Source organism: Streptomyces poriticola (assembly GCF_036689765.1).
In the GTDB taxonomy this organism is placed as follows: Bacteria; Actinomycetota; Actinomycetes; order Streptomycetales; family Streptomycetaceae; genus Streptomyces; species Streptomyces poriticola.
The window spans coordinates 299,901-319,975 of sequence record NZ_JBAGKH010000003.1; the positions used below are offsets into that span (position 1 = coordinate 299,901).

General features: G+C 73.0%; 19 protein-coding genes. 11 read left to right on the forward strand and 8 right to left on the reverse strand.

Going from position 1 to position 20,075, the window contains the following annotated elements:
• Positions 1 to 2 precede the first annotated feature (2 nt).
• Entirely contained in the window at positions 3 to 2,969 is a 2,967-nt protein-coding gene (locus tag V5O46_RS06455; RefSeq protein WP_332883455.1) for an AfsR/SARP family transcriptional regulator, read from the forward strand.
• A gap of 215 nt (positions 2,970 to 3,184) precedes the next feature.
• On the forward strand, positions 3,185 to 3,370 hold the full coding sequence (locus V5O46_RS06460; RefSeq protein WP_332883456.1) for a hypothetical protein: 186 nt from the start codon (positions 3,185 to 3,187) through the stop codon (positions 3,368 to 3,370).
• A gap of 3 nt (positions 3,371 to 3,373) precedes the next feature.
• Here V5O46_RS06460 and V5O46_RS06465 read toward each other — a convergent pair whose 3' ends face one another.
• Together V5O46_RS06465 and V5O46_RS06470 are read right to left on the reverse strand one after the other, a co-directional pair.
• Positions 3,374 to 3,841, reverse strand: a complete 468-nt coding sequence (locus V5O46_RS06465; RefSeq protein ID WP_332883457.1) for an ATP-binding protein — start codon at positions 3,839 to 3,841, stop codon at positions 3,374 to 3,376.
• Entirely contained in the window at positions 3,838 to 4,035 is a 198-nt protein-coding gene (locus tag V5O46_RS06470) for a hypothetical protein (protein WP_332883458.1), read from the reverse strand. The genes V5O46_RS06465 and V5O46_RS06470 overlap by 4 nt, the downstream gene beginning before the upstream one ends.
• A gap of 234 nt (positions 4,036 to 4,269) precedes the next feature.
• Between V5O46_RS06470 and V5O46_RS06475 the strand changes: the two genes are divergently transcribed.
• Together V5O46_RS06475 and V5O46_RS06480 are read left to right on the forward strand one after the other, a co-directional pair.
• Positions 4,270 to 5,124, forward strand: coding sequence for a helix-turn-helix domain-containing protein (locus V5O46_RS06475; protein WP_332883459.1), 855 nt, complete (start codon positions 4,270 to 4,272; stop codon positions 5,122 to 5,124).
• A complete protein-coding gene (locus tag V5O46_RS06480; RefSeq protein WP_332883460.1) occupies positions 5,105 to 5,341 on the forward strand; it encodes a DUF397 domain-containing protein in 237 nt (78 codons plus the stop codon). Before V5O46_RS06475 ends, V5O46_RS06480 begins: the two co-directional genes overlap by 20 nt.
• A gap of 187 nt (positions 5,342 to 5,528) precedes the next feature.
• Here the strand turns inward: V5O46_RS06480 and V5O46_RS06485 are convergent, their stop codons facing one another.
• Positions 5,529 to 6,242, reverse strand: coding sequence for a TioE family transcriptional regulator (locus V5O46_RS06485; RefSeq protein WP_332883461.1), 714 nt, complete (start codon positions 6,240 to 6,242; stop codon positions 5,529 to 5,531).
• Between the two features lie 70 nt (positions 6,243 to 6,312).
• Between V5O46_RS06485 and V5O46_RS06490 the strand changes: the two genes are divergently transcribed.
• A complete protein-coding gene (locus V5O46_RS06490; protein ID WP_332883462.1) occupies positions 6,313 to 7,512 on the forward strand; it encodes an erythromycin esterase family protein in 1,200 nt (399 codons plus the stop codon).
• A gap of 58 nt (positions 7,513 to 7,570) precedes the next feature.
• Here the strand turns inward: V5O46_RS06490 and V5O46_RS06495 are convergent, their stop codons facing one another.
• Positions 7,571 to 8,242 carry a hypothetical protein gene (locus V5O46_RS06495; RefSeq protein WP_332883463.1) on the reverse strand — a complete coding sequence of 224 codons (672 nt, stop codon included), beginning with the start codon at positions 8,240 to 8,242 and terminating at the stop codon, positions 7,571 to 7,573.
• A 323-nt stretch (positions 8,243 to 8,565) separates the two neighbouring features.
• Positions 8,566 to 10,263 (reverse strand): fatty acid--CoA ligase family protein, encoded by a 1,698-nt coding sequence (locus V5O46_RS06500; RefSeq protein WP_332883464.1) that lies wholly within the window; start codon positions 10,261 to 10,263, stop codon positions 8,566 to 8,568.
• A 122-nt stretch (positions 10,264 to 10,385) separates the two neighbouring features.
• Here V5O46_RS06500 and V5O46_RS06505 point away from each other — a divergent pair, with 122 nt between their 5' ends.
• Genes V5O46_RS06505 through V5O46_RS06515 form a run of 3 tightly spaced genes read left to right on the forward strand, consistent with a single transcriptional unit; the run spans position 10,386 to position 12,827 of the window.
• A complete protein-coding gene (locus V5O46_RS06505) occupies positions 10,386 to 11,588 on the forward strand; it encodes a lipid-transfer protein (RefSeq protein ID WP_332883465.1) in 1,203 nt (400 codons plus the stop codon).
• Positions 11,589 to 11,601: 13 nt separating this feature from the next.
• Positions 11,602 to 12,018 carry a Zn-ribbon domain-containing OB-fold protein gene (locus tag V5O46_RS06510; RefSeq protein ID WP_332883692.1) on the forward strand — a complete coding sequence of 139 codons (417 nt, stop codon included), beginning with the start codon at positions 11,602 to 11,604 and terminating at the stop codon, positions 12,016 to 12,018.
• Positions 12,015 to 12,827 carry an enoyl-CoA hydratase/isomerase family protein gene (locus V5O46_RS06515; protein ID WP_332883466.1) on the forward strand — a complete coding sequence of 271 codons (813 nt, stop codon included), beginning with the start codon at positions 12,015 to 12,017 and terminating at the stop codon, positions 12,825 to 12,827. The genes V5O46_RS06510 and V5O46_RS06515 overlap by 4 nt, the downstream gene beginning before the upstream one ends.
• Before the next feature lie 386 nt (positions 12,828 to 13,213).
• Here V5O46_RS06515 and V5O46_RS06520 read toward each other — a convergent pair whose 3' ends face one another.
• Positions 13,214 to 15,589: an outer membrane protein assembly factor BamB family protein gene (locus V5O46_RS06520; RefSeq protein WP_332883467.1), complete on the reverse strand. Its 2,376-nt coding sequence runs from the start codon at positions 15,587 to 15,589 to the stop codon at positions 13,214 to 13,216.
• Between the two features lie 191 nt (positions 15,590 to 15,780).
• Positions 15,781 to 16,545 (reverse strand): VOC family protein, encoded by a 765-nt coding sequence (locus V5O46_RS06525; RefSeq protein WP_332883468.1) that lies wholly within the window; start codon positions 16,543 to 16,545, stop codon positions 15,781 to 15,783.
• Positions 16,546 to 16,667: 122 nt separating this feature from the next.
• On the opposite strand from V5O46_RS06525, the gene V5O46_RS06530 reads away from it, so the two are divergent.
• Complete coding sequence (locus V5O46_RS06530) at positions 16,668 to 17,315, forward strand: TetR family transcriptional regulator (RefSeq protein WP_332883469.1); 648 nt, start codon at positions 16,668 to 16,670, stop codon at positions 17,313 to 17,315.
• Between the two features lie 147 nt (positions 17,316 to 17,462).
• On the opposite strand, the gene V5O46_RS06535 is transcribed toward V5O46_RS06530, so the two are convergent.
• A complete protein-coding gene (locus V5O46_RS06535; RefSeq protein WP_332883470.1) occupies positions 17,463 to 17,915 on the reverse strand; it encodes an Lrp/AsnC family transcriptional regulator in 453 nt (150 codons plus the stop codon).
• A gap of 82 nt (positions 17,916 to 17,997) precedes the next feature.
• Here V5O46_RS06535 and V5O46_RS06540 point away from each other — a divergent pair, with 82 nt between their 5' ends.
• Both V5O46_RS06540 and V5O46_RS06545 read left to right on the forward strand, forming a co-directional pair.
• Entirely contained in the window at positions 17,998 to 18,624 is a 627-nt protein-coding gene (locus tag V5O46_RS06540) for a LysE family translocator (protein WP_332883471.1), read from the forward strand.
• A 255-nt stretch (positions 18,625 to 18,879) separates the two neighbouring features.
• Positions 18,880 to 20,031, forward strand: coding sequence for a thiolase C-terminal domain-containing protein (locus V5O46_RS06545; protein WP_332883472.1), 1,152 nt, complete (start codon positions 18,880 to 18,882; stop codon positions 20,029 to 20,031).
• Positions 20,032 to 20,075 lie beyond the last annotated feature (44 nt).

The window sequence follows — 20,075 nt, forward strand, 5'->3', positions numbered from 1 at the left end:
GCATGGACGGTGAACCGCGGGTTCCGGAGCAGCGGAGCGCCGGCGGCTCCTCGGCGGAACCGGCGGTGGCACCCCTGCGCTTCGGGGTGCTCGGCCCGGTGCGTGCCTGGCGGGGAGAGGAGCCGCTGCCCACCGGCTCCCCCCAGCAACGCGCCCTGCTCGCCGCCCTGCTGCTGCGCGAGGGCCGGACGGCCACGGCGGCCGAGCTGATCGACGCCCTGTGGGGCGAGGAACCGCCGTCGCAGGCGCTGGCGGCGGTACGGACGTACGCCTCCCGGCTGCGGAAGGCACTGGACGCCGGGGTGCTGGTCAGCGAGTCCGGCGGATACGCGGTGCGGGGGCTTGCCCAGGGGGCGCTGGACCTGGCGGTCGCGCAGGACCTGGCCGCCGCGGCGGAGAAGGCGAAGAACGCCGGGGACCTGTGCCACGCCCGGGACGTACTGCGCCGCACCCTGGCCCTGTGGAACGGCGGGGCGCTGGCCGGAGTACCCGGTCCGTACGCGGAGGCCCAGCGGGTCCGCCTCGAGGAGTGGCGCCTGCAGCTGCTCGAGACCTGCCTCGACATGGACCTGGAACAGGGCTGCCACGCCGAGGCGGTCTCGGAACTGACCGCGCTGACCGCCGCCCACCCGCTGCGCGAACGCCTGCGCGAGCTGCTGATGCTGGCGCTCTACCGCAGCGGACGCCAGGCGGAGGCGCTGGCGGTGTACGCCGACACGCGGCGGCTGCTGTCGGAGGAGCTCGGGGTGGACCCCGGGCCCGGCCTGCGCGAACTGCAGCAGCGCGTGCTGCGCGCCGACCCCGGTCTGGCCGAGCCGTCGGCGCAGGCCGCCGAACCGGCGTCCGTGCCGGTGCGTCCGGCGCAGCTCCCGGCCACCGTGCCGGACTTCACCGGGCGGGCGTCCTTCGTCCGCGAGCTGAGCGACGTCCTGGCCTCGGCCTCCGGCGCCGAGTCCCGGGTGATGGCCGTGTCGGCACTGGCCGGCATCGGCGGCGTCGGCAAGACCACGCTGGCCGTCCATGTGGCCCACGCGGCGCGCGGCACCTTCCCGGACGGGCAGCTCTACGTCGACCTGGGGGGTGCGGGTGCGCGGGCCGCCGAACCGGAGACGGTCCTGGGCTCCTTCCTCCGCGCACTGGGCACCGCGGACTCGGCCGTCCCGGACACGCTGGAGGAGCGGGCGGCCCTCTACCGCTCGGTCCTCGACGGCCGCCGGGTCCTGGTCGTGCTGGACAACGCGCGGGACGCCGCCCAGGTGAGACCGCTGCTTCCCGGGACGGCGGGCTGCGCCGCCCTGGTGACCTCCCGCGTCCGGATGCTCGACCTGGCGGGCGCGCATCTGGTCGACCTGGACGTGATGTCACCGGAAGAGGCCCTCGCCCTGTTCACGAAGATCGTGGGCGAGGAGAGGGTGGCCTCGGAACGCCAGCCGGCCCTGGACGTGGTGGCGGCGTGCGGCTTCCTGCCCCTGGCGATCCGCATCGCGGCGTCCCGGCTGGCGGCCCGCCGGACGTGGACGGTGTCGGTGCTCGCCGCGAAGCTGGCCGACGAGCGGCGCCGGCTCGACGAACTCCAGGCGGGCGACCTGGCGGTCGAGGCGACGTTCGAGCTGGGCTACGGCCAGCTGGAGCCGGCCCAGGCCCGCGCCTTCCGCCTCCTGGGCCTGGCCGACGGCCCGGACATCTCCCTGGCGGCAGCGGCGGCCGTGCTCGACCTCCCGGTGGAGGAGACGGAGGACCTGCTGGAGTCCCTGGTCGACACGTCCCTGCTGGAGTCGGCGGCGCCGGGCCGGTACCGGTTCCACGACCTGGTCCGCCTCTACGCCCGTGCCTGCGCGGAGCGGGACGAGTCGTCGGCGAGCGAACGGGAGGCTGCGCTGTCCCGGGTGCTGGACTTCTACCTGGCGACGGCGGCAAGGGTCTACGCGATCGAACGGCCGGGGGACCGGCTGGTGGAGCATCTGGAGCCCACGGAGCACGAGGGGATGCGGTTCAGCGAAGGAACGGCAGCCCTGGACTGGCTCTACACCGAAGGTGAGTGCTTGCTCGCCTCGGTGCGGCAGTCCGTGGGCACGGAGCGGCTGCGTCGCGGTGTCGACCTTCTCTGGGCCGCCAAGGACCTTGCGGAATCGGGCGCGAATGCCCGCCAGTACGAGTCGACCGCCGTCGCGGTGTCCGAGGCCGCCCAGACGGTGGGCGATCTCCGCACCGAGGGCCGGGCGCGTACGACGCTCACCAACGCCCTGCTGGTCTCCGGACGCATCCAGCAGGCCGGGGACGAGGCGCGGCTCGCCATGGACCGGGCCGCCGTGGCACAGGACGTGGCCGCAGGCAGCTGGGCGGCCAACGACCGGGGGCTCATCTCGCTGCACCAGCACCAGTACGCGGACGGCAAGGTCTTCTTCGATCAGGCGATCCGCGGCTTCAGCACGGCAGGCAATCGCGCAGGCGAGGCAACGACGCTGTTCAACCTGTCTCGCGCCCATCTGGCCATGGGCAACATCGCGAAGGCCGTCGACATCGCCCAGCACGGGATCGGCCTCCTTGCGGAGCTGGGCCGGACCATGAGGCTGGCCAACGGCCACTACGCCCTTGGCATGGCCTTGACGAAGGCGGACCGTCCCGCAGAAGCCCTCGTACAGTTCGACGAGGCCCTGACCATCTTCGCGGATCACCGACAGCGGCTCTGGGAGGGGACCACCCACTTCAGGATCGCCGAAGCACACGCGGCCGCCCATCGTCCGGCCCAGGCGGCCCAGCATGCCGAACAGGCCCTCGCCACCGGTTGCATCGGTGGTGACCGGATGCGGGGCAACGTACTCACGCTCCTGGGGAGGGCGCTCTCGGAGCTCGGCCAGGTGGACCGGGCGAGGGCGTGCTGGCGCGAGGCACTGAAGCTCTACGAGGAGACGAGCGTCGCCGAAGCCGACGACGTACGCGCTCTGCTCGCCCCGGCCGACGCGGCCTGAGCAGCGGCTGACGAGCGAGAACGGGGGCGTTCAGCATTCGTTTATCCCTCTCCGCCACTCTTCAGGGGTCAGACCGTCGCGTCGGGGGGCAGACGGTCTCGCGGAAGCCGACCGGGTTACTGTTCGGCTCCGAACACCCGTCCGGAGGCCCTCGGGGGAGCTTCCGGGCGGGTGTTCCTTACGCAGCCCTTGCCATTGCAGAGGAGTACGACTCGATGAGCGAGCAGAAGGCCACACCCGCCGAGCCACAGGACAACCAGATGCCCACGCCTCCGGCCGACGGCGAGGCGATCGTCACGATGGACAACCAGATGCCCGCGCCGCCGGTGGGGGACGAGCCGATCGTCACCATGGACAACCAGATGCCCGCCCCTCCGGCCCTGGACCGGCACGGCAAGTAGGCCTCACCCAGGGGGGATCGGCCGCGGCGGCGCGGAGGGGACGCCGCCGCGGCCGACGCGTGTGCGGAGGCGACCCCTCCGGGGAACCTCTGGCGCACCGACCTGCACCCCCCATCTCGACGCCGCCGCGTCCAGCAGAGCCAGCCCCCGACCGGACTCGTCGTCGGCGCCGGGGCACAGCGGTGCGGGCAGCGACTGCGGGGCCGGGTCGGTGACCTCGACGCGAATACGGCCGTCGGGCGGCGCAGCCGCCACCCGCACGCTCACCGGCACCCCTTCTCCGACGTGCCGGATCACGTTGGCCAGCAGCTCCGTGACGCACAGCTCGGCCGCGCCGCAGGACCCGCCGAGGAACTCGCGCACCGCCCGCCGCACCTCGGGGACCGCCTCCGGAAGTGCCGGAAGAACGAGCCGGAGAGCGGCCGGCCGCTGCTGCAGCCGCTGCAGCCGCTGCCGATCGCCCGCGCTCATCCCTCAGCCGCTTTCCGGAGGGCCTCCGCCAGCCGCCATGCCGTGGCGGTGTTGCAGTTGCCGAGCGCGATCAGGCCGGCCGCCTCCGGCTGCCGGTACGCGCCCGCGAAGCTCGGCAGGTCCACGCGGAGGGACGGCAGCGTGATGCCGTGCGCGGCGAGCGCGGTGCGCAGCGCCTCCGCGCAGAGGGTCATGTCATAGGCCGTGGGCGGCCGGAAAGGGGGCGGCGAGGACCCGGGGGCCGGGGGCGGCGGTGACTGCATCGGCGTGCGCCTCTCCTTGCGGGCATGAGTTCCATGCTCTCCGTGATGAATCAGTCACAGTGTGGGGTCGATCCGCGTACCGTGAAAGGGCTCCGGCTTTCCGGTCGCGAAGCGCGGAACCGGGCGCTGTGGTGGTGGAGTTACGGAATCGGCAGGTGGGTCGAGATGCGACGCAAGGACATCGACGGGTCGGAGAGCGTCCCGAGCTTCTACGGCAAGGAGCTGCGCTGGCAGCGCGAGCAGGCGGGGCTGACGCTCCAGCAGTTGGCGGAGGGCAGCTTCTACGGGCTGAGCCACCTCAGCGAGATCGAGCGCGGCGAGCGCCGAATGCCGCGCGAACTCGCCGAGCATGTCGACCAGGTGCTCGGCACGGACGGCTTCTTCGCCCGGCGCTGCGAGGACGTGCGCAAGGCCCGGCGGAAGGGCCACGCCAAGTACTTCGAGAAGGTACTGGAGTCCGAGCGCCACGCGGACGTCATCGAGGAGTGGTGCCCGACCCTCTTCCCGGGCCTGCTGCAGACCTCCGCGTACGTACGCGCGGTCGTGCGGGCCACGCACCCGCTGGAGCGGCCGGAGACGACGGACGAGAAGGTGCAGGCCCGGCTGGCGCGCGGGCGTCTCTTCGACGCCGACGCCGCGACACCCGAGTACTGGGTCGTCCTGGACGAGTCGCTCGTCCGGCGGCCGATCCTCCCTCCGGCGGAGATGGCCGAACAGTTGGAGCGGGTGGTGGAGCTGGCGAGGCGGCCCCGGATCACTCCACAGGTACTGCCGTGGAACACCGGCCTGCCGCACCCCTTCATGCTCGGCACCGCGATGCTGATGTCCTTCCCGGACGCCCCGCCGCTCGTCTACACCGAGTCCCTGCACACCGGGGACACCATCGACGAACCGGCCCTCGTGAAGGAGTACCGCAGGTCGTACGATCGGCTCAGGGCCGCCGCTCTGCCGCCGGAGGCGTCCCTCGCGATGATCGAGGAAGCGGCTGAGGACTACCGAAATGGCAAGCATCGAGAATGACTTGAGTACCGGCACCACGGTCCGCTGGCGCAGGAGCAGCTACAGCAACGGCAGCGGCGGAAACTGCGTCGAGGTCGCCGTCGGCGTCCCCGGCCTGGTCCCGGTACGGGACTCGAAGCGGGCCGGGGACGGCCCCGAGCTGCGCTTCCGGACGGCCGCGTGGACCGCGTTCATGGCCGGGGTGCAGATGCCGGAGCCCACGCGTGGGCGTGACTGAGCGCGGTTCTCCACAGGTCTGAGGGCCCACGTCCGGTCTCGTCCGTTCCCCGGCGGTCCGACGCCGCGGAACGGACGGGGCCACGGGATCCGTTCGGGGCGGCGGACCGCTCGCCTCACGCGCGCCACCGCCCGTGCGGACACGGGCCTCGCTCCGGTGGTGGCCCGGCCACTGGTCCGGCGGCGGCTCAGCCGCGCTCGCGGAGGTACGACTCCAGGTGCGCGGCGCCGGCCAGCATCGACCGGGCGCGGGCGGAGAGCCTGCCGTGCCAGTCGACCAGCGCGGCCTCCAGCGGTTCCAGCCCGCCGGCCTCCCGTACCCGGGCGATCAGCGGGGCGATCTGCTCCAGCAGATAGCCGCCCCGCCTGAGTTGGTGGGCCAGCCGGGCGTCCCGGACGTCCGCCTCGTCGTAGACGCGGTACCCGGTCCGCGGGTCGCGGCGCGGGTGCACCAGCCCGGCGCGCTCCCACTTGCGCAGCGTCGCCGGCCGGATGCCGAGCTTCGCGGCCAGGGGTCCGATGAAGGTGGCGCCGGGACCGGACTCCGTGACGGGCCCGAGGTCGCGGAGGGCGCTCTCCACCGCCTGGAGGGTCCGCCGGTCGTCGAGGAGCTGGGCGTGGCTCTCGTCGATGAGGCGGAACGCCTCCTCGGCCACGTCCTCGTTCACGGCCCGCATGATCGCCGTCGCCGTCGCATGGCCGTGACCGGGCACCAGGGCGAGGAAGGCACCCAGGGCCGACGCGTGCAGCGGGGTGTAGGTGCGGTAGCCGTGGGGGGTGCGATCGGCGGCCGGAAGGATGCCCGCCGCCTCGTAGTTCCGGATCGCCTGCGTGGACAGACCGTGTCCGCGCGCGAGATCGACCGGCCGCAGCCGATCAGCAGTTTTAAGGTTTCTCCCCATTGAATCCACCATAGCGGGGGCTTGATCGCGACAAAGTCTCCACCGGAGGTTCAACGATACCGTTGAATCCATGGTTACCGACGTCAAGGACGCCGCCGCCGTCTCGGCCGCCGCCGTCATGAGGCTGCTCCCCGCCAGGCCCCGGCTGCTCGCCCTGGGCGAGCCGGCCCACGGCGAGGACACCCTTCTCCATCTGCGCAACGAGCTCTTCCGGCAGCTTGTCGAGCAGGAGGGCTACCGGACGATCGCGGTCGAGAGCGACTGCATGACGGGCCTGCTCGTGGACGACTACGTCAGCTGCGGCACGGGCACGCTCGACGAGGCCGTGGAACACGGGTTCAGCCACGGCTGGGGCACCTCCGCGGCCAACCGCGAGCTCGTGCGCTGGATGCGCGCCCACAACGACGGCCGTCCGGCCTCCGACCGGCTCCGCTTCGCCGGTTTCGACGGCCCCCTGGAGATCACCCACGCAGCGAGCCCCCGACAGGCCCTCGCCGCACTCCACGGCTACCTCGCGGCCCGGGTGGACGCGGCCCTGCTGCCCTGCACCGGGGAGACGCTCGAGCGCCTTCTCGGGGCCGACGACCGGTGGACCGATCCGGCCGCGATGACGGACCCGTCCCGGTCCGTGGGACGCTCGGCGGACGCCGGGCAACTGCGGCTGCTGGCCGACGACCTGTCGGCCCTGCTCGACCAGCAGACACCGCATCTGCTCGCTTCGGCCTGCGGCGACGACTTGGACCGGGCCCGCCTGTACGCACGCACCGCGACCGGCCTGCTGCGCTACCACCACTGGATGGCCGACACCTCACCGGCCCGCATGAACTGGCTGCTCGCCGTGCGGGACGGGATGATGGCCCACAACCTCCTCGCCCTCGCCGAGCGGGGTCCGGTACTCGTCCACGCCCACAACGCCCATCTCCAGCGGGCGAAGGGCACGATGCGGATGTGGCAGGGCCCGGTGGAGTGGTGGAGCGCGGGTGCCCTGGTGAGCGCCCGGCTCGGGGAGGAGTACGCCTTCCTGCCCACCGCACTCGGCACGATGCGGCACCGGGGAGTGGACACACCCCCGCCGGACACCCTCGAGGGACTCCTGTACGAACTCCCGCGGGACCGCTCCGTCATAGACACCCGAGGACTGGCCACCGCCCTGGACGCCACCCGCCCCCCGCTCCGCGTGTCGCCCTGGTTCGGCTACGCCCCGCTCGACCCGTCCCACCTGGCCGACGCCGACGCGGTCGTCTTCGTCAGGGACGTCCGGCCGAGCTAGCGCCCCCGTTCACGTCCCTGTCCGGGTGAAGGGGCGCGTCGGCGGCCGTACTTCCCGCTCAGGGGGACGGCGGTGCCGCGCCGGCCGCCTCGAGTTCGCGCCGGACGGCCTGCTCGTCCTGACCGTGGACCGCCTTCTCGAGGCTGTGATCGTCCAGTCGGGAGAAGCGCTCGCCCAGTGCGACGTCGTCCTTGCCCAGCACGCGTCCGCACCACTCCCCCTGGCCGGCGACGCCGTCGTCGAACGGGACGGCGGCGCCCTCTCCGAGGACGGCCCACCCGCCGGAGACCCATCGGAGGGCGAGGAGGTAGGTGTGCCCGGGTTCCAGGCGGGGCGCTTCCGCGGTCGTCCGCTCGGTGCGCTTCCCGCTCGCCCGGTAGGCGTTCCAGCCCGCAGCCACCAGGTCGAAGTCCTGGCCCAGCCGCTGCCGTGGACGCTCGGCGGACCACAGGACGTCGTCTGCGCGGAAGGTCACGGTGCGGTCGGTCCGGTACGCGATCGGCCCCTCGTCGAAGTCCCGTCGATTGGAGTCCTGTTCCGCCGTCGCACTGGCCACGACGACGTGATCGGCGTTGCCGACCCAGTCCTTCGCGGTCTGGGAGGCGAACGTGTCGCTGGTGATTCCGCAGCCGACCACGGTGTCGAGGCCGCCCCGGCCGACCAGGACACTCGCGGCGATTCCCGCGAGAGCCAGGACCGCGACGACCGGACGGCCCGGCACTGTCCCCATCACGAACGTGTCCCCCCGCATTACGACGATGCCCCCGGTGGTGATCGACGTGCCCCGTCGGCGGATGAGTCGGATCCGTCCGGCACGATGATCATGGTAGGCGTGCCCCGGCGTCACGGTGGGCGTGGGGTCGGCAGGCTCCTCCGGCGGGCGCGGTCCGGGCGAGCGGAACACCCTGCTCGTCAGCTCGCCTCTCGTCGGCTCGCCTCTCGTCGGCTCGCGTCCTCCACGGGTCTTCTCTCGTCAGCTCCCCTCTCGTCAGCTCCCCTCTCGTCAGCTCCCCTCTCGTCGGGTCATGCCTGGTCGGGTCACATCTCGTCGGGTCACATCTCGTCGGCCGGGTTCGCAGCCGCCTCCCTCAGCTGCCCCTTCAGGACCTTTCCGCTCGCGTTCCGGGGAAGGGCCCGTACGAACCGCACCGATCTCGGGACCTTGTAGTTGGCCATCTCCCGGCGTGCCCACGCGATGAGTTCGGCCTCCGTCAGCAGGGCCCCCGACGTGCGGACCACCCACGCCTGGCCGACCTCGCCGAGTCGCTCGTCCGGGACGCCGATCACCGCGGCGTCCGTCACCTCCGGGTGCCGGAGCAGGAACTGCTCGATCTCTGCCGGGTAGGCGTTGAACCCGCCGACGATGTACATGTCCTTGAGGCGGTCGGTGATGCGCAGATTGCCGTGAGCGTCCAGGGCGCCGACGTCGCCCGTGTGCAGCCAGCCGTCGACGGTGACGGCCTCCGCCGTGGCCCGGTCGTCACCCCGGTAGCCCCGCATGACGTTGAAGCCGCGGACCAGGATCTCGCCCGGGGAGCCGGGAGGGAGGATCCGCCCCGCGGTGTCCACGATCCGCACCTCCACCCCGGGTATCGCGCGTCCCGACGTCGACGCGATCACCGTGGGCGGGTCGTGGCGGCGGCACATCGTGACGATGCCGCTCGCCTCGGACAGGCCGTACGCGGTCAGGACCGTCGCCACGCCGAGTTCGTCGCGGAGGCGTTCCACCAGGCTGAGCGGGACCACCGACGCCCCGGTCACCACCAGGCGGAGGGAGGTCAGGTCGTAGGAGCCGCGGCCCGGGTGGTCGAGGAGGGCCCGGAGCAGGGCCGGCGGGGCCGGGAGGGTGGTGACCCGTTCCGCCGCCGCCGTCGCCAGCGTCGTGTCCGCGGAGAAGACCGGCTGCGGGATCATCGTCGCCCCGCGCATCAGGCAGGCCAGTACACCCGCCTTGTAGCCGAAGGTGTGGAAGAAGGGGTTGGCTATCAGATAGCGGTCGGTGCGGCGCAGGCCCGCCAGGTCGCTCCAGGTCTCGTAGGCGCGCAGCGTCTGCGCGTGCGTGACGGCCACACCCTTGGGGCGCCCCGTCGTGCCGGACGTGTAGATCACGTCCGACGCCATCCCGGGCGTCAGCTCGGACATCCGGGCCCTGGCCTCCGCCGGGGACGTGCCCTCCCCCGCGGCCAGGAAGTCCTTCCACGTCCCGAATCCCGGCGGGGCGTCCTCCGCGAACACCACCGCCTCCCGCAGTTCGGGCAGCCCCGGCAGCGGACCGGCGCCGGTCCGGGTCCGCCGCCCCTGCTCCTGCCCCTGTGCCCCTCCCTCTCCCTCTCCCTCTCCCTCTCCCTCTCCCTCTCCCGCTGCCCGCCGCAGCGACGCCACGTACGACGTCCCCAGGAACGTCCCCGTCACGAACAGCAGCCGCGCCCCGCTGCGGCGCAGCACGTCCACCGCCTCCGTGCCCTTGAAGCGAGTGTTGAGCGGGACGAGCACACCGCCGGCCGAGACCGCTCCGAGAGCCGCGACCAGCCAGTCCAGGGAGTTGGGCGCCCACACGGCGACCCGGTCGCCGGGGGTGACGCCGTGGGCCAGGCAGGCCGCCGCCGATCGTTCCACGCGGGCGCCCAGTTCGGTGTACGAGATCCTGGTGCGGCCCTCCACCACGGCCTCCGCGTCCGCGTACCGCTCCGCCGCGGAGCGGACCAGTCCCGGGACGGTGAGCCATTCGCGCCACTTGTCGTCTCCACGCATCGCGCCGCCTCTTTCCCCTCGCAGGCAAGTAGCTGACGGATCGTCAGATTAGCGCTACTCTGACGATTCGTCAGTCGTCCGTCGTCAGCGACGGACGTACCCCGGCGGAACGCGGAGGGTCCATGTCCGTACCCGGAATCCCCGCCCCAGGAGCCCCCGGCCCCCGCACCGGCACCGGCACCGGCATCAAGGACGCCACCGCCGTCGTCGGCATCGGGCAGACGGCGTTCGCCAGGCGGCTCCCCGAGGACGAGCGCACCCTCGCCTGCCGTGCCGTCCTCGCCGCGCTCGACGACGCCGGGATCGCGCCCGGTGAGGTCGACGCCCTCGCCTCGTACACCATGGAGGAGACGGACGAGGTGGAGCTGGCGAAGGCGGTCGGTTTCGGGGACCTGACCTTCTTCAGCAAGGTCGGCTACGGCGGCGGCGGTTCCTGTGCCACCGTCGCCCACCTCGCCGCCGCGATCGCGAGCGGGCAGGCGAGCGTGGGCGTGGCCTGGCGGTCGCGCAAACGCGGGTCCGGGCCGCGGCCGTGGACGAACACCGCCGTCCAACTGCCCACCCCCGCGCAGTGGACGCGGCCCTTCGGACTGCTGCGGCCCGCCGACGAGATCGCCATGCTCACCCGCCGCTATCTGCACGAGTACGGTGCCACCCGCGACCACCTCTTCCACGTCGCCCTCGCCTGCCGCAACCGCGCCAATCAGAACCCCGACGCGGTCATGTACGACCGTCCGCTCACCCGCGAGATGTACATGACCTCCCGGTGGATCAGCGAACCGCTCTGCCTCTTCGACAACTGCCTGGAGACGGACGGGGCGCTGGCCTGTGTCGTCGTCTCGCGCGAGCGGGCCCGGGACTGCCGGCACCGGCCCGTGTACGTGCACTCCGCCGCGCAGGGGCTGCCCGCCCAGCACCACGGCATGGTCAACTACTGGACCGACGACCCGCTGACCGGGCCCGCCTGGACCGCCGCCCGGCACCTGTGGAAGCACGCCGACTTCGGCCCCGGGGACGTCGACGTCGCCCAGATCTACGACGCGTTCACCGCGCTGGTGCCGTTGTCCCTGGAGGGGTACGGCTTCTGCGGGCGCGGCGAGGGCGGCCCGTTCACCGAGGGCGGTGCCCTGGAGATCGGCGGGCGGCTGCCGCTCAACACCGGCGGGGGCGGGCTCAGCGAAGCCTACGTGCACGGGTTCAACCTGATCAACGAGGGTGTGAAGCAGCTCCGCGGGACCAGTACCGCGCAGGTCCCGGGCGCCGCCACCTGTCTCGTCACCGCCGGCGAGGGCGTGCCCACGTCGGCCCTGCTGCTGAGGAGCTGAGTCCGGCATGGCCCTGCTGACCCCGGTCGTCGACTCGGACGGCGCCCCCTTCTGGGAGTACGCCGCCCGCGGTGAGCTGCGTGTCCAGGCCTGCGCCGACTGCGGGCTGCTGCGCTTCCCGCCCCGGCCCTGCTGTCCTGGCTGCCGGTCGTTCGCGAGCGCGTGGCGGGCGGTGTCGGGGCGCGGGCGGGTCTGGTCGTACGTCGTCGCCCATCCGCCGCTGCTGCCCGGCTACGCGGCGCACGCGCCGTACCACGTCGTCGTCGTGGAGCTGGCGGAGGATCCGCGGATCCGGCTGGTCGGGAACGTGGTGCCGGAGGCGGGGGCCGGGATCGGGTCGGTGCCGCCGGGGGCGGTGCGGATCGGGGAGCGGGTGCGGGTCGTCTTCTCCGCCGACGGGGTGCCGCAGTGGGTGCCGGAGCGGGCGTGAGCGGGGCCGGGGCCGGAGCAGGAGCCGGAGCAGGGGCCGGGGTGCGGGTCGACGCCGACGAGGAGACCGGCGTCGCCGTCGTCACCCTGGACCGGCCCGGGCGGCTGAACGCCGTCGATCTCGCCATGGCGGAGGAACTGGCGGCGGTGTGGAGCGGGTTCCGGTACGACGACTCGGTGCGGGCCGTCGTACTCACCGGGGCCGGGGGCCGGGCCTTCTGCACCGGCCTCGACCGGGACGCCGTCGTACCGCAGCCGGCCTCGCCGTACATGCAGGACGATCCGCTGCTGCGGATCGGCCCCAAGGCCAACGACCTGTGGAAGCCGGTCGTCGCAGCGGTGTCCGGGATGGCCTGCGGGGGCGCCTTCTACCTGCTGGGAGAGGCGGAGTTCGTCGTCGCGGACACGACGGCCGCCTTCTTCGACCCGCACACCTCGTACGGGATGGTCGCCGCCTACGAGTCCGTGCTGATGGCGCAGCGGATGCCGTACGGGGAAGCCGCGCGGATGATGCTCATGGGGACCGCCGAGCGGGTGTCCGCCCGGCGGGCGTACGAGACCGGGCTGGTGTCCGAGGTCGTCGAGCCCGGCGGTGCGGTGGCCGCGGCCGTCGGCTGCGCCGCCGTCCTCGCCGGGTATCCGGCCGCCGCGGTGCAGGGGACGGTGCGGGCGCTGTGGACGGCGCGGGAGAGTGCCGTGGCCAGCGGGTTCGCGCAGGCGCCGCATCTGGTGGCACTCGGGAACCTCCCGGCCGAGCGGCAGGCGGAGCTGTTCGCCGGGCGGCGCGGGGGCGGGTTCCGTACCCGGTGACGAACGGGATGCCGGCACGGGACGACGAACGGGGTGACGACCTGGGGCGGCCGGTGAGGACGGTATGCGGGCGGGGCCCGGGTTCGAGTCCCGGGCCCCGCCGAAGGTCACCGGGTCACCCGGTCAGTGGGCCACGAAGTCGGCTGGTCGCCGAGGCAGTTGGACACCGAGGCAGCCGGACACCAGGTCAAGTGGTCCCGAGTAGAAGCAGCTCCGGGTGAGGACCACCGGAATCGTCGTCCCGGTCATCCACACCTTTCGGGCCGTCGTCTGCACATCCTCACCTCCTTCTTCCGTGAGCGCATGGCTCCACGGTAGTGGACCGCTGTCACACGCAGGTCACCGCAGCGCCACAGCGGGGTACGCGCCGCGACCGCGAGCCCGGCTCAGGTCGTCCGGGCCGTCCCCGTCCCCTTCTCGGCGTCCAGCGCGTACACGCAGCGGTCCTTGCTGCACGCGTACACGATGCCGTCCCGGACCACCGGGGAGCCGGTGATCTCGCCGCCGGTCGCGAGCTTCCAGCGCAGGCGGCCGTCGTCCGCCTTCAGCGTGTAGAGGAGGTGGTCGGTGGAGCCGAAGTGGATGCGGCCCTCGGCCACCGAGGGGGCTCCCACGATGTCGCCGCCCGCCTGGAAGCGCCACTTGGGGGTGCCGGTGACCGCGTCCAGGGTGTACAGGCCCTTGCCGCTGCCGACGTGGACGTGACCGGCGGCGACCAGGACCGGCTCGGTCGAGGACCGGGACTCGGTGGCGATCCGCCAGCGGTCGCGGCCGTCGGCGGCGTCGAGGGCGTAGACGGTGCCGAGGTAGTCGGCGAGGTAGACGCCGCCTCCGGCGACCGCCGGGCCGGGGACGAAGGCGGGCGGGGAGAGGAAGACGGCGGGGGCCTCGAAGTGCCACTTCACATGGCCGCTCGCCGCATCGAGGGCGAGGACGCGGGTGCCCGCGCAGACGTAGGCGTAGCCGTCGGGCGCGTGGGTGACGCGGACCGGTACGCCGCCGCAGGAGGCCGCGTCACCGATCGGGTACGACCAGCGCTCGTCGCCGGTGCGGGCGTCGAGGGCGCGCAGCCGGGCGTCCTGCCAGACGTACGCGGTGCCGTCGTGCAGCGCCGGGCCGGCCTCCGGCGACTCGAAGTCGGTCTGGGCGCCGGTGATCTCCCACAGTCTGCGGCCGTTGCCGGCCTCCCAGCCCTGGACACCGCCGCCGCGGGTGCCGGTGAGGACGGTGCCCCGGTCGGCCTTGAGGGAGTACACCCAGGCGTCGGTCTGCAGACGCCAGAGGTCGGTGCCCTCGCGTGCGTCCAGGGCGAAGAGGGTGGGACCGTCGGAGGCGTGCACCCGGCCGTCCGCGACCGCCATGGACCAGGCGACGTCGCGGGTCTTGAAGCGGCGGCGGCCGGTCGCCACATCGAGGGCGTGCACCTCGAAGGAGGTGACGTAGACCAGGTCGTCGGCGACGGCCGGGGTGCCCCAGACGTCGTTGGACATACGGAACCGCCACGGGCGCCAGCCGGCGCCCGCCGCCTCCGGGGGCGCGGCGGGGGTGGGTGGCGCGGCGGGTACGGCGGGGTCGGCGCCGTTGACGCCGGGGCGGGGTCTGGACCAGGAACCGGCCAGCGCGGCCTCGGGGGGCGGCGCCTGGACGGCGGCGGCGCGCATGTCGGCGACCCGGGGCCCGGGACCGATCGGCACGGCGGCGCCGGCCAGCCGTACGGGGCCGGGGTCGGGGGCGCCGACGGGGACCGGCGGGGCGGGGACGACGGGGTCGTGGGCCGGCGGGGGCGGGACCGCGGGCGGGCGGGGGCCGCCGCTGCCGCCGCTCCGGCCGCCGTGTCCGTGGCCGGTGGCGGGTTTGGCGGGCGGGCGGCCGTTGCGGCGGGCCTCGATCAGGCTCACCGCGCGCTCGGGGAGCCACGCCGAGGCCGTACCGCTGTCGTCGGAGCCGGAACCGAAGAGGTGCGGGGCGAGCTGTGCCTGGAGGTCCGCGGGGCTGGGCCGGCCGGCCGCCTCCATCTGCATACAGGACTCGATCAGCGGGCGCAGTTCCTCGGGCAGGCCGTCCAGGTCGGGGCCCTCGCGCAGCAGCATGAAGACGGTCTCGACCGGATTGGCGCCGTGGAACGGGGCGTGTCCGGTGGCGGCGAAGACGAGGGTGGAGCCGAGGGAGAAGACGTCGCTGGCGCCGGTGACGCTGCGGGAGTCCTTGGCCTGCTCGGGGGACATGTAGGCGGGGGTGCCGACGGCGACGTTGGTCATCGTCAGACGTGTGTTCGACACGCCGGACGCGATGCCGAAGTCGATGACCCGGGGGCCGTCCTCGACGACGAGGACGTTGGAGGGCTTGAGGTCACGGTGGACCAGGCCCGCACCGTGGATCGACTGGAGCGCCTCGGCGACCCCGGCCGCCAGCCAGCGCACCGCCTGCGCCGGGAGCGGGCCGCACTCGTTCACTATCTCCTCGAGGGAGGGCGCGGGCACATAGGCGGTGGCCAGCCAGGGCACCGCGGCGCGGGGGTCGGCGTCGACCACGGCCGCCGTGTAGAAGCCGGAGACCGCGCGGGCCGCCTCGACCTCACGGGTGAAGCGGACGCGGAAAAGCTGGTCCTCGGCGAGCTCCGTGCGGACCGTCTTGATCGCCACGCGCCGGCCGGACGCCGACCGTGCGAGATAGACCAGCCCCATGCCGCCGGCCCCCAGCCGTCCCAGCACCTCGAACGGCCCGATCCGCCGAGGATCGTGCTGCGTCAGCTGATCCACCACTTGCCTGCCACCTCCCCGTACGAGCCGCGTCACCCACATATGTACGCGGCCGTGTGCAGCGTCTCACCACCGCACCGCCGCGGCGGCACGCACCCCGATTCTTCCTGGCCTGAGCCCTGGTGGCGAACCCTGGGGCAAATGGGGTGTCCTGGTATATATCACCCGAGAGTGGGGGGTGGCGGGCGGCCGGATCAGCGCTGGAGCAGGGCGAACGACGCCCCCTGACCGTCGGTGACCACCGCGACACCGCCGTACGACGTCTCGAAGGGCGGAACCTGCACCCGGCCGCCGAGCCGGGCCACGGTCCCCAGCGCGGCCTCGCAGTCGGCGACGTCGAAGTGGACCAGGAAGTGGGCCGGCATCTCCGCCGGGAAGACCCCGGAGACCGGTGCGCGCCCGACGTCGGGGTCGGCGCCGGGGCCGAACAGGGCGTCATGGAAGAGGTCGCCGTAGAAGCCGTTGGCGGCCTCGGTGTCCGGGGTGTACAGCTCGGCCCAGCCGAAGGAGCCGGGCTCGTGCCGCCGGCCGAAGCCGGGGTGGCGGCCGGGTTGCCACAGGCCGAAGACGGCGCCCTGCGGATCGGCGGCAAGTGCGGTACTGCCCAGGTCGGCCACGGGGTGGGGCGTGGTGACGAGCTGGCCGCCGCCCTCCCGGATGCGCCGGCCCAGCGCCGCCGCGTCCGGGGTGTGGAAGTACACCGTCCACACGGTGGGCATCCGGCCGTCCGTCTTGCGCACCAGCCCGGCGACCGGTTCGCCCGCCAGCCGGGCCCACGTCCACTCGCCGCCTTCCCCGCCCTCCGTGCCCTCCCCGCCCTCGAAGGTCCACCCGAAGAGCTCGCCGTAGAAGCGCTTGCCCGCCTCGACGTCGGAGAGCTGTGCGTCCACCCAGCAGGGGACGCCCTCTGTGTACGCGGATGCCCCGTTCTCATCCGCGGATGCCTTGTTTTCGGCCATATCGCCAAAGTAACCGCGCCTCTGGCACCGCGCAGACCAGGCGCACCAGCCTCCGACCACCCGTACACCCCATTTGCAGTCGGCCGAATCGCGCTCCCATCACCCGTCGGTAAGCTGACGGCATGACAGGACAAGTGCGTACCGTCGACGGCCGCGTGGCCGGCCGGCGTGGGCAGGCGACCCGGCAGAAGCTGCTCGACTGCCTCAGCGAGATGCTCAGCTCCTCCCCCTACCGGGACGTCAAGGTCATCGATGTCGCCCGGAAGGCGGGCACTTCGCCCGCGACCTTCTATCAGTACTTCCCGGATGTCGAAGGCGCCGTCCTGGAGATCGCCGAGCAAATGGCCGCCGAGGGCGCCCAGTTGACCGAACTGGTCGAGGGCCGCTCGTGGGCGGGCAAGGCGGGCTGGCAGACGGCCCAGGACCTCGTCGAGGGGTTCCTGGACTTCTGGAAGAAGAACGACGCCATCCTCCGGGTCGTGGACCTCGGCGCCGCCGAGGGGGACAAGCGGTTCTACAAGATCCGGATGAAGATCCTGAACTCGGTGAACAATTCCCTCGCCGACGCCGTGGCCGAACTGCAGGCCAAGGGCCGCGTGGACAAGGACGTGAATCCGGGTGCGGTCGCGGGCTCGCTGGTCGCGATGCTGGCGGCGGTGGCCTCGCACCAGAAGGGGTTCACGTCATGGGGTGTGAAGCAGACCGAACTGAAGCCGAATCTGGCGCTGTTGGTCCATCTGGGGATCACGGGCAGGAAGCCGACGAAATAGTCCGGCCGGCGTCCGGCCCTCCCCTTTCCCAGTCAGTCCCCCAAGTCCTGTCGGACAGGCGGCGGTTCATCTCGGGTGGTTCCCCCTCACCCGAGCGGGCCGCCGCCTGTCGCATTCCGGGACGGGGCTTCCGTGCCCGGTGCCGCGCTAGGCGGGCAGCGGCCGGTCCCGTACGACGTGCTTCATCACCAGGGTGGAGGTCAGCCGCTGCACGCCCGGCAGGGCGGCCAGGCGCTCGTCGTAGAGCCGCTGGTACGCGGCGAGGTCGGCGGTGACCACCCGCAGCAGATAGTCGGGCTCCCCGAACAGCCGCTGCGCCTCCACCACCTCCGTCACCTCGCTGACCGCCTGCTCGAAACCGACGACCGTCTCCCGGTCCTCCTGCCGCATCGACACGAAGACCAGCGCCTCGAAGGTCAGCCCGACCGCGGTCGGCTCCACCACCGCCCGGTACCCGCTGATCGCCCCCGACCGCTCCAGCTCACGGAGCCGGCGATGGCACGGTGAGACGCTCAGCCGGACCCGCGCGGCCAGCTCGGTCACGGTCAGCCGCCCGTCCTGCTGAAGCTCGGCAAGAATTTTCCGGTCCATGTCATCCATGGGGAATATCTTCCCTCATGATCGGCCATGCTGCGCAAACTTCGGGAGCACTTTCGCGCCGATTCGGCCTAATCTTCCCGTCATGGACTCGGGAACGCTGCTCTCTTTTCTCGCCCTGGACCTGCTGCTGGTGTGCGTGCCGGGCGCGGACTGGGCGTACGCGATCTCCGCGGGGCTGCGGGACCGGGCCGTGACATGGGCGGTGGGCGGGCTGGTGGCCGGCTACGCGCTGCACACGGCCCTGGCGGCGGCCGGGCTGGCGGTGCTGGTCGCCGGATCGCCCGCGCTGCTCACGGCACTGACCGTGGTGGGGGCCGCGTATCTGGTGTGGCTGGGGTGGAGCGTGCTGCGCCGGCCGGGCACGCCGGGCACCGCGGGCGAGACGGTGGCCTCGGCGACGCCCGCACGGGTCTTTCTGCGCGGGGCCACGATCAGCGGGCTCAATCCCAAGGGACTGCTCCTCTACCTCTCCCTGCTTCCCCAGTTCCTGGTCACGGGGGAGGGACACCTGCCGGTGCCGGTGCAGACCGTCGCACTGGGGCTGACACACATGGCGTGCTGCGCCGCCGTCTACCTCACGGTCGGGATCGCCGCCCGGGCCGTGCTGGGCGCCCGCCCCGCCGCGGCACGTGCGGTGACCCGGACCTCCGGGGCGGCGATGCTGGGCATCGGCGCGTTTCTGCTCGTGCAGCGGCTGGCCACCTTCTGAGGCCGCCGGACCCCTGCCGCATCCGACAGATCTGATATACCGTCAGATTCCATGGGTGCGGATTCCGCGAACGGCCGAGCAGCGTCGGAGTCAGGGGCAGAGGCCGGGGCAGAGGCAGGGTCCCGGCTCCCGTCCCGGTCCCAGCCGCAGTCCCGGTCTTGGTCCCGGTCTTGGTCCCGGTCCAGGTCCCAGCTCCCGGCCCGACCTCAGCCCCAGCGCCGGCCCCGGTCCCGGTCGCGGTCGCGGTCCACCAGGGTGGCCGTGGTCGGTGTCGCCCTCTCCGACTGCGGCAGGCTGGACGGAACCTCCGCCTACGCGCTGCACGCCCAGGCGGCGCGCCGCGCCCTGGCGGACGCCGGACTCGACCGGGAGACGGTCGACGGCTTCGCCTCGGCCGGACTGGGCACGCTCGCTCCCGTGGAGGTCGCCGCGCATCTCGGCCTGCGGCCGACCTGGGTCGACTCCACCTCCGTCGGCGGTGCGACCTGGGAGGTCATGGCGGCGCACGCGGCCGACGCGATCATCGCGGGCCATGCGCGCGCGGTACTGCTGGCCTACGGCTCGACGGCCCGCGCCGACATCCGGGCCGGCCGGCGCACCGGCACCTACGCCTTCGGGGCCGACGGCCCGCTCCGCTTCGAGGCGCCCTACGGCCACACCCTCGTCGCCAAGTACGCGATGGCCGCCCGCCGCCACATGGCGCAGTACGGCACCACCCTGGAGCAACTGGCCGAGGTCACGGTCCAGGCCCGCGCCAACGCCGCACTCAACCCCGAGGCGATGTACCGCGAGCCGATCACCGTCGACGACGTGCTGTCGGGTCCCGTGATCGCGGACCCGTTCACCAAGCTGCACTGCTGCCTGCGCTCCGACGGCGGGGCGGCGGTCCTGCTGGCCGGCGAGGAGTACGTACGGGACTGCCGTGCCGCCCCCGTCTGGCTCCTCGGCACCGGGGAGCACGTCTCCCACGCCGCGATGTCGGACTGGCCCGACTTCACCGTGTCCCCGGCGGCGGTCAGCGGTCGGCTCGCCTTCGCACGGGCGGGGCTGCGGCCGCAGGAGATGGACCTCGCCGAGATCTACGACGCCTTCACCTACATGACCCTGGTGACCCTGGAGGACCTGGGGTTCTGCAAGAAGGGGGAGGGCGGCGCCTTCGTGCAGAAGGGGCGGCTTCGGGTCGAGGGCGGGGAACTGCCGGTGAACACCGACGGGGGCGGGCTCTCGGCCCAGCATCCGGGGATGCGCGGGCTGTTTCTTCTGGCGGAGGCGGTACGGCAGCTGCGCGGCGAGTGCGGCCCGCGGCAGGTCCGCCGCGCCGACGGCTCGCTGCCGCGGCTGGCGGTGGCGTCCGGGACGGGCGGGTGGTTCTGCTCGTCGGGGACGGTGGTCCTGGGGCGGGAGTAGCCACCGCGGCGGCGGGACATGGGTGACCGGGACTACACGGGTGA

Excerpts from the sequence above, each read along its gene's own strand:
- V5O46_RS06455 (WP_332883455.1), top strand. The coding sequence starts at position 3 with ATGGACGGTGAACCGCGGGTTCCGGAGCAGCGGAGCGCCGGCGGCTCC.
- V5O46_RS06460 (WP_332883456.1), top strand. The coding sequence starts at position 3,185 with ATGAGCGAGCAGAAGGCCACACCCGCCGAGCCACAGGACAACCAGATG.
- V5O46_RS06465 (WP_332883457.1), bottom strand. The coding sequence starts at position 3,841 with ATGAGCGCGGGCGATCGGCAGCGGCTGCAGCGGCTGCAGCAGCGGCCG.
- V5O46_RS06470 (WP_332883458.1), bottom strand. The coding sequence starts at position 4,035 with ATGACCCTCTGCGCGGAGGCGCTGCGCACCGCGCTCGCCGCGCACGGC.
- V5O46_RS06475 (WP_332883459.1), top strand. The coding sequence starts at position 4,270 with ATGCGACGCAAGGACATCGACGGGTCGGAGAGCGTCCCGAGCTTCTAC.
- V5O46_RS06480 (WP_332883460.1), top strand. The coding sequence starts at position 5,105 with ATGGCAAGCATCGAGAATGACTTGAGTACCGGCACCACGGTCCGCTGG.
- V5O46_RS06485 (WP_332883461.1), bottom strand. The coding sequence starts at position 6,242 with ATGGGGAGAAACCTTAAAACTGCTGATCGGCTGCGGCCGGTCGATCTC.
- V5O46_RS06490 (WP_332883462.1), top strand. The coding sequence starts at position 6,313 with ATGGTTACCGACGTCAAGGACGCCGCCGCCGTCTCGGCCGCCGCCGTC.
- V5O46_RS06495 (WP_332883463.1), bottom strand. The coding sequence starts at position 8,242 with ATGGGGACAGTGCCGGGCCGTCCGGTCGTCGCGGTCCTGGCTCTCGCG.
- V5O46_RS06500 (WP_332883464.1), bottom strand. The coding sequence starts at position 10,263 with ATGCGTGGAGACGACAAGTGGCGCGAATGGCTCACCGTCCCGGGACTG.
- V5O46_RS06505 (WP_332883465.1), top strand. The coding sequence starts at position 10,386 with ATGTCCGTACCCGGAATCCCCGCCCCAGGAGCCCCCGGCCCCCGCACC.
- V5O46_RS06525 (WP_332883468.1), bottom strand. The coding sequence starts at position 16,545 with ATGGCCGAAAACAAGGCATCCGCGGATGAGAACGGGGCATCCGCGTAC.
- V5O46_RS06530 (WP_332883469.1), top strand. The coding sequence starts at position 16,668 with ATGACAGGACAAGTGCGTACCGTCGACGGCCGCGTGGCCGGCCGGCGT.
- V5O46_RS06535 (WP_332883470.1), bottom strand. The coding sequence starts at position 17,915 with ATGGATGACATGGACCGGAAAATTCTTGCCGAGCTTCAGCAGGACGGG.
- V5O46_RS06540 (WP_332883471.1), top strand. The coding sequence starts at position 17,998 with ATGGACTCGGGAACGCTGCTCTCTTTTCTCGCCCTGGACCTGCTGCTG.